The sequence below is a fragment of the Rhodococcus sp. NPDC006774 genome, assembly GCF_040636045.1.
GTDB lineage: Bacteria > Actinomycetota > Actinomycetes > Mycobacteriales > Mycobacteriaceae > Rhodococcoides.
The window spans coordinates 53766-64185 of sequence record NZ_JBEYIW010000024.1; the positions used below are offsets into that span (position 1 = coordinate 53766).

15 protein-coding genes and 1 pseudogene are annotated in these 10420 nt (G+C 64.1%); 6 read left to right on the forward strand and 10 right to left on the reverse strand.

The annotated features are described in order from the left end of the window. Positions 1-9 precede the first annotated feature (9 nt). Complete coding sequence (locus ABZ677_RS24440; RefSeq protein WP_110473111.1) at positions 10-1080, reverse strand: YihY/virulence factor BrkB family protein; 1071 nt, start codon at positions 1078-1080, stop codon at positions 10-12. Positions 1081-1082: 2 nt separating this feature from the next. After that, positions 1083-1274, reverse strand: coding sequence for a hypothetical protein (locus ABZ677_RS24445; RefSeq protein WP_110473112.1), 192 nt, complete (start codon positions 1272-1274; stop codon positions 1083-1085). Positions 1275-1363: 89 nt separating this feature from the next. On the opposite strand from ABZ677_RS24445, the gene ABZ677_RS24450 reads away from it, so the two are divergent. Beyond that, positions 1364-1498, forward strand: coding sequence for a hypothetical protein (locus ABZ677_RS24450; protein WP_281268396.1), 135 nt, complete (start codon positions 1364-1366; stop codon positions 1496-1498). 58 nt (positions 1499-1556) lie between these two features. On the opposite strand, the gene ABZ677_RS24455 is transcribed toward ABZ677_RS24450, so the two are convergent. From ABZ677_RS24455 to ABZ677_RS24465, 3 genes are read right to left on the reverse strand one after another with little or no spacing between them, the layout of a single operon-like run. Beyond that, positions 1557-2180: a DUF3618 domain-containing protein gene (locus ABZ677_RS24455; protein ID WP_110473113.1), complete on the reverse strand. Its 624-nt coding sequence runs from the start codon at positions 2178-2180 to the stop codon at positions 1557-1559. Beyond that, entirely contained in the window at positions 2177-2605 is a 429-nt protein-coding gene (locus ABZ677_RS24460) for a phage holin family protein (protein ID WP_110473114.1), read from the reverse strand. Before ABZ677_RS24460 ends, ABZ677_RS24455 begins: the two co-directional genes overlap by 4 nt. After that, positions 2602-3396 carry a hypothetical protein gene (locus tag ABZ677_RS24465; RefSeq protein WP_170135299.1) on the reverse strand — a complete coding sequence of 265 codons (795 nt, stop codon included), beginning with the start codon at positions 3394-3396 and terminating at the stop codon, positions 2602-2604. The genes ABZ677_RS24460 and ABZ677_RS24465 overlap by 4 nt, the downstream gene beginning before the upstream one ends. Positions 3397-3440: 44 nt before the next feature. Here ABZ677_RS24465 and ABZ677_RS24470 point away from each other — a divergent pair, with 44 nt between their 5' ends. Continuing rightward, on the forward strand, positions 3441-3689 hold the full coding sequence (locus tag ABZ677_RS24470) for a hypothetical protein (RefSeq protein WP_358374150.1): 249 nt from the start codon (positions 3441-3443) through the stop codon (positions 3687-3689). 433 nt (positions 3690-4122) lie between these two features. Here the strand turns inward: ABZ677_RS24470 and ABZ677_RS24475 are convergent, their stop codons facing one another. Beyond that, complete coding sequence (locus tag ABZ677_RS24475; RefSeq protein ID WP_110473117.1) at positions 4123-4476, reverse strand: ATP-binding protein; 354 nt, start codon at positions 4474-4476, stop codon at positions 4123-4125. A 28-nt stretch (positions 4477-4504) separates the two neighbouring features. On the opposite strand from ABZ677_RS24475, the gene ABZ677_RS24480 reads away from it, so the two are divergent. Beyond that, a protein-coding gene (locus tag ABZ677_RS24480) for an IS3 family transposase (protein ID WP_358374153.1) occupies positions 4505-5667 on the forward strand; the annotation gives its coding sequence in 2 pieces (ribosomal slippage) (positions 4505-4802 and positions 4802-5667; 1164 coding nt in all). Between the two features lie 376 nt (positions 5668-6043). Here ABZ677_RS24480 and ABZ677_RS24485 read toward each other — a convergent pair. From ABZ677_RS24485 to ABZ677_RS24500, 4 genes are all read right to left on the reverse strand, one after another. Continuing rightward, complete coding sequence (locus ABZ677_RS24485) at positions 6044-6313, reverse strand: hypothetical protein (protein ID WP_110473105.1); 270 nt, start codon at positions 6311-6313, stop codon at positions 6044-6046. A 159-nt stretch (positions 6314-6472) separates the two neighbouring features. Then, positions 6473-7615, reverse strand: a complete 1143-nt coding sequence (locus ABZ677_RS24490) for a YihY/virulence factor BrkB family protein (RefSeq protein ID WP_358374156.1) — start codon at positions 7613-7615, stop codon at positions 6473-6475. A gap of 2 nt (positions 7616-7617) precedes the next feature. Then, positions 7618-7806, reverse strand: coding sequence for a hypothetical protein (locus ABZ677_RS24495; protein WP_358374159.1), 189 nt, complete (start codon positions 7804-7806; stop codon positions 7618-7620). 315 nt (positions 7807-8121) lie between these two features. Beyond that, entirely contained in the window at positions 8122-8523 is a 402-nt protein-coding gene (locus ABZ677_RS24500) for an STAS domain-containing protein (protein ID WP_110473107.1), read from the reverse strand. 613 nt (positions 8524-9136) lie between these two features. Between ABZ677_RS24500 and ABZ677_RS24505 the strand changes: the two genes are divergently transcribed. The 3 genes and pseudogenes from ABZ677_RS24505 to ABZ677_RS24515 all read left to right on the forward strand — a co-directional run. Continuing rightward, positions 9137-9376, forward strand: a complete 240-nt coding sequence (locus ABZ677_RS24505) for a hypothetical protein (RefSeq protein WP_110473108.1) — start codon at positions 9137-9139, stop codon at positions 9374-9376. A 131-nt stretch (positions 9377-9507) separates the two neighbouring features. Continuing rightward, positions 9508-9660 (forward strand): hypothetical protein, encoded by a 153-nt coding sequence (locus ABZ677_RS24510; protein ID WP_158540082.1) that lies wholly within the window; start codon positions 9508-9510, stop codon positions 9658-9660. 398 nt (positions 9661-10058) lie between these two features. Continuing rightward, positions 10059-10253 (forward strand): annotated as a pseudogene (locus tag ABZ677_RS24515) (IS3 family transposase); the annotation flags it as partial. Positions 10254-10420 lie beyond the last annotated feature (167 nt).

Consider the following 10420-nt stretch of genomic DNA (forward strand, 5'->3'; position numbering starts at 1 on the left):
CGGTTGCACCTAGGGGGCAGGGTCGGTGGTGGTGCCCGAGGACTCGCGCAGTGCCCGGCCCCGCTCGACGAACTTGCGGTCGGTCTCATCGTTCTTGTCCGAGGCCTTGGTGTCGCGGGGTGGCAGTTGCAGGTGCTCTTCGGCGGGCAGGCCGCCCTGGAGTTGGCGGCCGCGTTCGAGCTCGGAATCGAACTCGGCGCCGAACAGCAGCGAGAGGTTGGTCAGCCACAGCCACAGCAGGAACACGATCACCCCGGCCAGGGCGCCGTAGGTCTTGTTGTAGCTGGCGAAGTTCGCCACATACAACGCGAACAGCACCGACGCGACGATCCAGACGACGATGGCCAGTACGGCGCCGGTGCTGATCCACCGGAACTTGGGTTGGCGCACATTGGGGGTGGCCCAGTACAAGATGGCGACGATGAGGATCACAAAGATCAGGACGACGGGCCAGCGGGCGATGTTCCACACCGTCAAGGCAGTGCTGCCCAGTCCGATGGCATCTCCGATGGAGCGGGCGATCGGTCCGCTGACGGCTAGCATCAGCGCGACGGCGGCGGCCATGATCAGCGCGATCAGGGTGACCAGCAGCATGATGGGCCGTAGTTTCCAGATGGGGCGGCCTTCGTCGATGTCGTACATGCGGTTCAGTGCCCGCCCGAACGCGCCGACATATCCTGACGCCGACCACAGCGCACCGACCAAACCGAGCACCAGGGCGACACCAGCACTCGGCGCGGCGACGAGTTGTTCGATCGGCCCACGCAGGGTGTCCACCGCAGAGGAAGGCCCGAGATCGTCGACCATCTGCAAAACCGCATCGGTCGTCTTCTGCCCCTGACCGAAGACACCGAGCAGCGACACCAACGCCAGCAACGCCGGAAACAACGAGAGCACAGCGTAATAGGTCAACGCGGCGGCGATGTCGGTGCATTGATCGCGGGAGAACTCCCGCGCCGTTTTGCGCAACACGAACCACATCGAATGCTTCGTCAGATCGGTGGGCGAATCGGGCTTGCGGGAATCGTCCGGATCGGCGGAAGCCGGATCATCACGAACGTCCTTGCCCTGGGTGCTCATCGCTAGTCGCTGCGCTCAGTGCTAGAAGATTCGGCGTCCTGCTCGAGGAGCCGTTTCTCATGGTTAGCACGCTCGGTGAGATTTTGGTCGTCAAGATGTTTCGGCGTTTTGGCATGCTCGCGGTGATCGGGTGTGGTGGTCTCGGTCGGGATCATCGCGCCATCGAGGTGGGGAACATTCTCTTCACGACTCATAGCTAAGGCGTAGCCACTATCAGCGCACTTGAAACACCACATAGTCAGCGACAGAACCTACCCCGACGACAGGTGCGTAGCCTGAGGGCGTGACGTACGAGGAGTGGATCGGGTATTTCCTCGGGCAAGGCCATTCGGAGGAGTCCGCACACGCCCTGGCCGCAGACGCCGTGGCCACTGCCTCGGCGGCGCCCACGGCAGACACACCCGATGACGGGCAGTAGCTCCGCTGAGCGCGGCAACGACGCCCACGGGGTGGACGCCGTTGCCGCGCAACGATAATCAGCGTTGCTGGTCGGCAACCTGACCGGCAGCGTTCTGGGCGTGGTCTTGCACGTCCTGGGCGGCCGAGGTGCCTTCGTCTTTGATCGTCGCAGCGGCGTCGGTCGCGGTGTCTTTCACCGCAGCCGCAGCCTGCTGCGCGGGCTGCTGCAGGTTCTGCGCGGTCTGCTTGGCGATGTCGGTGACCTCATCGGTCAACGGCTGCGCCTTCTCCTGCAGCGCGGCCGCGGCCTGCTGCTCTTTCTCACTGGCGGGGATGAGCGCTGACACCAACAGGCCGGCGCCGAACGCAATCAACCCGGCCGCCAGCGGATTGCCCTGGGTCTGGGACTTGATCGCCCCGGGCGCGGACTGCACCGCATCGCTCGCGGACTGCGCCGTATCCGACAGGGAGTCTTTCGCCGAACTTGTCGCCTGCGAGGTGCTCTGGGCGGTGTCGGAGGCTGAGCCCATCACTTTCTCGCGGACGCTACCCAGAGCCCCGGCGGCGCGGCCGACTTTACGTTTGGCCATAGTCGTGGGATTGGCTTCATAGGCCAGAGTATTGACATCCGAGCTGAGCGTGGCGCGGGTGCGTTCGATGTCGGCGCGGATCTGGTCGGGGTCGGAACTACTGGTGGTCATGGCTTCTCCTGAGGATGCGGCGTGAGGGCGCCGGGAATTTTGGTGACAGTGTCAGTGGTCTGCGGCAGACCTTTGGCTTTGCGCAGCGCGGTCCGTCCGAGAACGGCCAGGACGGCGCCGATGACGGCCCACACGAGCACGACGATCAGCGCGGACCACCCGTGCCCGATCATGCTGCCTAGCGCGGCCCACAGCGCGACCGAGAGGAACAGCAGCACGAAGTAGCCGGCGACGGCGGCGCCGACGAGCATTCCGGACCCGGTGCCGATGCGGCGGGCGGTCTGGGTGGCTTCGGCTTTGGCGAGGGCAAGTTCTTGGCGGACCAGAACGGAGAGGTCTTCGCTGACGTTGGACAGCAACTCGCCCAGCGATGGTGGGTCGCTTTCGTTGTGCGCGTGCGGCGGGGGTGGGGGAGGGACGGTCATCGCGCCGCACCCGGGACCGGATGCTGCGGGTACCCGGGTTGTGGCGCGGAGGCGGGCGGCACGGTGTACGGCGAATCGGCCGGACCGCCGCTGGGTGTGGGGTCGGCGGTGTGCTGCCCAGCCGCATACCCCTGCGGCGGTGCTGCGTACCCGGCGGCGGGGGTCTGCAGCGGTGGCAGGGGAGCGGTGGGGGTGTCATCAGGGCGGGGCGGCGGCGCTACCGCACGCGAGCCCGAAGTGGGGCTGTCGATGCTGGTGTTGGCGGCGGTCAGTCCCCGGCCGAGGCGTCCGGCGAGCAGCCCGGCGCCGGCGGCCAGGGCCAGGAAGGTGCCGGGTTTGCGGCGGGCGAAGCGGGTCACCTCGTCAAGGACCTGGCCGGGTTCGCGGTCTTCGAGCCAGGACGCAACAGTATGGGCGTGTTGGGAGGCCTGGCGGGTCAGATCGGTGGCGATACCGGGCTTGTCAGAATTGGTGGCCATCGAACTGAACTCGTCCGAGAGGGCTCGCAGGCCGCCGGCGACGCGTTGCTGCTGTGCGGCCGCCTGGGTGGTGAGCTCCTCGCGGGTCTGACCCAGCAAGTCCTGGGCTTGGCTTTTCACTTCCCCGGCGACCTGATGGGCTTGATCGCCGGCGATGTTGGCGACGTGTTTGCCGGCGTCGGCGGCGGTGCCGGCGACCGCTCCGGCTTGCTCTTTGGCAACATCGGTGGTCGACGGGTCAGCGCCGGTCTGTGGCGATGTAGCTGGTGGCGGGGTGGGATCGGGGATGGGAACTTCACTGGAAATGGTCATGACAAGGCTCGCATTCGACTCGGGCGATCGCGGGAGATAGGCCAGTGGCTTCGACCTTTCGAGCGAGTACCCCGATCACCCGAACTCAAGCACGCCGCGCCGCAGTCCGCGCAGCCTCTCCCGATCGCGAGTTTCAGTGGGCGGGTCGAGTGGGTGTGGGTGGTGATGAACAGGGCGAGCTCGAGGGTGGCATCGCGCGCCTCGGTAAGGGAGCGCCCGTGCCCGTTGTGGTACATGCCGTCGTGCACCAGCGTCTCGGTCGGGACGTGGTGCCGCTGGCGCGGGCCGAGTAGTCGGGCGTCGGGGAGCAGGAGATCGCGGGTCCCGATGAACACCATCAGCGGTGCCAGGCCGGTCAGGTTGGCCTCGATGGGGCGGACTGCCGCACCATGCAGGTCGGTGCCGGTGGCGTACCAGCGGGCGGCCTAACGCAAACCGGCGATGCCTGATTCGGGGTCCAGGGCCGCCCTCCGGGCTGAGTCGGGGTGATCGGTCGGCAGGTTCAACCACGGGGAGAACAACGCGATGGCCGCCGGCGCATCACGTCCGGGTCGGCGTAGAACCGGTTCTTGCGTTGGAGGCGCATCCACGCCATCTCGGCACGGGCGTGCCATGACACCATCGAGGTCCCCCTTCGGGTTACGGGTGTGGGATTAGTTCATTGTTATGGCAGCCAGGCCAGATGGTCTCAGACGCACAGGGTTTGACACCGCACGCAGATTGTCGCTAGGGAACCAGGTTCCATTGCATCGTGACGGTCGTCCCGGTGGCGGCGGTGTCGACGTGGGTGGAGTCGGCGACGGCGCGGATGAGGATCAGGCCTCGGCCGCGAACGCCGGTGGGCGCCCGTAGTTTCCACCTGCCGTGGTCGGCTACAGTGACCTGCAGCGAGCTGGTGTCCGCGCGGTACAGGACGTCGAGTCCGATGGTTTTGTGTTGGTGTGCAGGGGCGTCGTGGGGTGTGCGGTAGGCGTGTTCGACGGCGTTGACTACGGCTTCGTAGACGGCCAGGACGATATCGCCGCAGCGATCGCCTGTAGGGGATTGCCCCCACTTTGGTTGACATCTGACCTGTGAGATTTGATCTCACGGTGAAAGGATGTTCGACATGCCCAAGCCCTATCCGAAGGAGTTCCGCGCCGATGTGATCGCTGTAGCCCGCAAGGGCGAGGCGACGGTGCGTCAGGTCGCCGCTGACTTCGGGATCTCGGAAACCTGTCTGCAGCGCTGGCTCAAGGTCGCCGACCGCGAGGACGGAATCAACCACTCCAATCGGCAGCCAGGGTCGTCGGAGCACGATGAGTCTGCTGAGCTGCGCGAGGCCCGCAAACGGATCAAACTCCTTGAGCAGGAAGCGGAGGTGATGCGCCGGGCGGTGGGCTATCTGTCGCAAAACGTCAACCCAAAATGATGTACCCGCTGGTCCTCGACCTTGCTGGCGACGGCATTCCCGTCACAGTGACCTGCCGGGTGCTTGGATTCTCTACCCAAGCCTTCTATAAGTGGCGTAAATGCCCAGTGTCACAACGAGACTGGGACAATGCGCATCTGATCAACGCCGCCCGCAAGATCCACGCCGACGACCCCATGTTCGGATACCGGTTCATCGCCGATGAACTACCTGAGCACGGCATCACCGCCGGCGAAAACCGCGTCGCGCGCCTGTGTAGTCAGGAGCAGATTTGGTCGGTGTTCAGCAAGAAGCGAGGGCTTAACCGCAAGTCGGGGCCGCCGGTCCACGATGACCTCGTCGGCCGTAAGTTCACTGCCGACGAACCCAACCAGGTGTGGCTGACCGATATCACCGAACACTGGACCGACGAGGGCAAGCTATACCTCTGCGCGATCAAAGACCTGTACTCGAACAGGATCGTCGGGTACTCGATCGACAGCCGCATGAAGGCCTCACTCGCGGTCCGGGCACTTCAAAACGCCGTCGATCAACGCAACCCGGCCGGCACCATCGTCCACTCAGATCGTGGCAGCCAGTTCCGGTCTAAGAAGTTCGTAAAGCGACTGTCACGCAATGGATTACATGGATCAATGGGAAGGGTTGGTGCGTGCGGTGACAATGCTGCGATGGAGTCGTTCTTCGCGCTCTTGCAGAAGAATGTCCTCGACCAGCAACGGTGGTCTACCCGTGAGCAGCTGCGGATGGCGATCGTGATTTGGATCGAACGGACCTACCATCGCAAGCGCCGCCAACGCAGGCTCGGAAGACTCACTCCGATCGAGTTTGAGACAATCAACCAGACCGCAACCGCGGCCTGAACCGCTCACCCACCCGTCAACCGGAGTGGGGGCAGTCCCGAGCCTGGGTCAGGGCGGTGAGCTGTGCGGGCGTCCCGACCGTATCCATACCCCTCTATAGGAACACGTTCTACCAGCGTTACAGCGGTGGCCGACAGGATGTGCAGGGTCATCGTCGATGGGTTCGAGATTGGTCTTCTTGCGTGTGAGGTCGGGTGCGGGCGTAGGGTCAGCGACTGTCGGCAGCGACGTACCCCTTCGCTGTCGATGTGCCGCCCCGGCCGCGGGACCGCACTGGCTGCAGCCGGGGCAGCTCACCACCTACAGGTGCCATGAACGCAAGCTGGTGCGGTGCACCACAGTCTGTACGTGTGGTGCGTCGGCTGGTGGTCGGCCGCTACCGGATGGGCAGGGCTACGTCGTTGGTGTGCGACCGGGGTATCTGTTCGTGATGGTGCGGGGGCGTAGCTGGTGCGATGGGGTAGCTGATCTCGACTGTGGTGGTGTCGGTCCAGGTGATGGTGATCGGGCCGCCCACACGTTCGTGGTGCAGGCGTGCGTGGTGTGCTGCGAGATCGTCGAAGAGCCCGCTGCGGCGCATGCTCTCGAGCGCGGGGTCGTCGTGCGAGAGGATGAGTTGATCGAGCGTGAAGTGACGCAGCGCCATAACTTTCTATTCGCAGCGGCGGGGGCCGGGGATGGGCACCCCGCAGTGAAATGCCCCCTGCCCTTCAGAAACTCCTGCCTACCGGGCAGCGTGGGTGTCGTTCATTTTCGAAGCTGTGGGCAGATCGGGGCGAGACGGCCCGGCTAGGTAGCGGTCATCTTAGTTGTTGCGGGGCGGCATATAGGGATCGGCGCCGTGCCCGCCTGAGTGGTCGGGGCCGGCGGGATGGGGGTCAGGTGCCGGGTCGGTGGTGTGACCGGATGATTGGCGTAGGGCGCGGCCGCGTTCGACGAACTTGCGGTCGGTCTCGTCGTTTTTGTCCGAGGCGCGGGTGTCGCGGGGTGGGAGTTGCAGGTGCTGTTCGGCGGGTATGCCGGCTTGGAGTTGGCGGCCGCGTTCGAGTTCGGAGTCGAACTCGGCGCCGAAGAGCAGCGAGAGGTTGGTGATCCAGAGCCAGAGCAGGAACACGATGACCCCGGCCAGGGCGCCGTAGGTTTTGTTGTAGCTGGCGAAGTTCGCGACATACAGCGCGAACAGGACTGAGGCGACGATCCAGACGACGATGGCCAGCACCGCCCCGGTACTGATCCACCGGAACTTGGGTTGGCGGATGTTGGGGGTGGCCCAGTACAAGATCGCGACGATGAGGACCACGAAGATCAGGACCACGGGCCAGCGGGCGATGTTCCACACCGTGAGAGCGGTGCTGCCCAGTCCGATGGCGTCCCCGAGGGAGCGGGCGATCGGCCCGCTGACGGCGAGCATGAGTGCGACGGCTGCGGCCATGATGAGCGCGATCAGGGTGACGAGCAGCATGATGGGCCGCAGTTTCCAGATCGGGCGGCCTTCGTCGATCTCGTACATGCGATTGAGGGCGCGGCCGAACGCGCCGACATATCCTGATGCCGACCACAACGCACCGACCAGTCCCAGTACGAGGGCGAGGCCGGCGCTGGGCGCGGCGACGAGTTGTTCGATCGGCCCGCGCAGAGTGTCCACTGCTGAGGAGGGCCCGAGGTCGTCGACCATCTGAAGAACAGTGTCGGTGGTCTTTTGTCCTTGTCCGAAGACCCCGAGCAGCGATACCAACGCGAGCAGCGCGGGAAACAGGGAGAGCACGGCGTAGTAGGTCAGGGCGGCGGCGATGTCGGTGCATTGATCGCGGGAGAACTCGCGCACGGTTTTGCGCAGCACGAACCACACCGACGGTGTGGTCAGATCAGTGGGGGACTCGGGCTTGCGGGGGTCGTCCGGGTCGGCTGTGGCCGGATCATCGCGGACGTCGGTGTCCCGGGCGTTCATGACTAACGATCGCTTGGATCGGTGGACGGGTTCTCGTCGTGGACGAGGTGTTCCTCATGCCGTGCGCGCTGATCGAGGTCCTCGTCGTCGAGATGCTTCGGTGCTTTCGCGTGCTCGTGGTGATCCGGGATGGCGGTCTCGGTCGGAACCATCACGTCATCAAGGTCAGGAACGTTCTTGTCTGCACTCATACCTAGGGCGTAGCCCCTGTCGCCCTGCGGCAAACACTGACCCCACAACCAGATCCCGGGGAAACTAGACCTGGGAACCGTGCGGTGCGCCCGGTGGGTAGCCTTCGTTGTTGTGACCTATGAGCAGTGGATCGGATATTTTCTCGGACAAGGTCATTCGGAGGCCTCAGCCCACACCTTGGCCGCCGAAGCAGTCGCCGCCGCGATACCGGCCCCCGCAGACTGGCGTGGGGAAGGGAACCAGTGAGTGGCTAGTGCCCCGGGCGGTGGTGTTGGTCTGAGCTGTCGTTGGGTGCAGCCGGGTGGGCGCGGTGGTCAGCTCAGGGCAGCGATGGCGTTATCGAGGGTGGGGTAGAGGGTCAGGGTGTCGTCGAGTCCGACGAGACGGATGGGCCTAGAGGTGGCGGGGCCGTCGGCGACGACGGCGAACTGTCCGGTGGGTGCGATGGCGTCGCGGGCGGTGAGCAGGGCGCTCATGCCCGCTGAGGCCAGGAAATCGGTGCTGGTGAGGTCGATGATCAGGCCGCGGGGCCGCCCGGTGAGGGCATCGGTGATGGCCTCACTCAGTTGCGGGGCGCTCAGGACGTCGATGCTGCCCTCGACGGTGAGGATCACCAGTTCCTCACGGCGCACGGTAATGACCGTCAACGCTGCACTCCCGGCGCGTAGGCCGGTGTGCTCGATGACGAGAGCGTCGGGATCGTCCTCTGAATGCACGGCGGTGTCCCCTTTCGACCCCTGGAGGCGATGTGTGTCATTGCCCGCGTGGCCGTAATAGGCGCGGCGGGCATATGGCTGGCATCGTCTCCGCCGGCAACTTCATCTTCGCACGAGCGCAGCCCGTAAGCCCCACGCCAGCTAGCCCCTGTAAGCAGCAGGCGACACTTGTAGCAGGTAAGAGACCGTGGCGAGCACACATGAGTGCCACCCATCGGGTCGATAGCTCAGGTCCAGGCGCAAGTCGCCAGGCGCCAGCGACCCAGACCAAAAGTAGTCGACAGCCCCCCGTGTGGCCTTCCTTGCAGTGGGGTACGGCTGCTGTGCATCAACGATACGAAATGCGCTGCGCACCAGAGAGTTCTGCTACAGGAACAGCAATGTCGAGTGACTCGCATGGCTGGGGTGGGGTGTGTGCGCCTGGGGCGCGAAGCCGGGGCCCGGCCGGATGCTTGACCGGGTCCCTAGATCCCCGGTTCGTGCATGCGTCTGGCCTCACCTGCGGTGACCCCAGTACTGGGGTATGTGACGCATCAGTCAGTTAACAAACCGTTAAGGCGGTGCCTATGGTGGGTGGGGGTAACCCTTTTGACAAGCCAGGAGAAACGAACTGATGCAGCACCGACACCTCGTCCATACCGTTCCCGACGCACCCCAACTGTGGAGCAGCGAGCATGAGCGGTTGTTCTACTTCGAGACCATCGCCGCCACCGCTGCCGAAGCAGTCGGGGAAGAGTTCGCCGACCTCATCGACGTACAGCACGGGCACCCCGGACACACCGCCACCATCGTCTACCGCGTGCTCACCCCATCAGCCCACCCCGAGGCGACGACATTGCCCGCCCCACACTGACCGCACCCGCGGAACCGACCGCGCGTACCACGAAACATGTTGGTGTGCATGAAATTACTCGCCATACTTCCTATTCTTTCGTCACCTGTGACGAAAGAATAGTCGCTTTGCCACCGACTCAAAGGAGCTTCATGAGAGAGACCGACGAGAGACCGCATCCGGGCGCACCGAAGCCAACCACCTCCACCCGGCGTGATGATGAACTGTGGGCCAGCATCGTGACGGTGGGAATCGCCGGAATGCTTGCGATCTTGTTCGTGGTGCTGTGGGTAGCAATCAACTGAGCCTCCTCCGCCTCGCATCTTTCGTCACGGGTGACGAAAGTTCGGGTGGGGCAGTCTGTCTGAATTCACTGGACGGGGTCGAATGCGTGGGCGCTGTCCGGCCAGGTCCGTCGCTGCAGCGTCCGATTGGTAAGCCGGGCGGGCAGAGATCACGTGATCATGGGCGCCTTGTGCGCCGCGCGACATCCACCCGTAGACATCCGGCGAAGAATACTACGTCAGATATTCCGCAATCCTGTTGCGGTACAGAATATTTCGCGTACCGATAACAATGATTACGTTAGTTCAAGTCCTGGGCTTGATTGACCAGTTATCTGCCTACTCTGGCGTAGAGGTCGACAATTCCCACGTAGCCAGGAGTGCTAGTCTAACCCAAATTCACACAATTATCTTGACAGGCTCAGTCGTTCTTCTCGGCGCTGAAAAACGAACGCGTGCACCGCACCGTCTACACCACGAAGACGCAGGCCAGACGTGACGTCATCAGCTACATCGAGGGGTTTTACAACCCCCGACGACGCCATTCAGCGATCGGCTACAAGCGGCCGAACGAGGTGCACTACGCTAACATCCAGCCGGCAACGGCAGCGTAGAGAAATAATCAACTCCGCTGTCCGAAATCAACACGGCAGGCCAGCCGTCTACCTCGTGATGGCTACCGTCACGGGAGTGTTTCTTAAACGGTGTTTCGGCCCGACACGCTGGGTGAATGCCCGGCGAGAAGGGTGCCGTGATGACGACACTGGATGATGTGACGAAG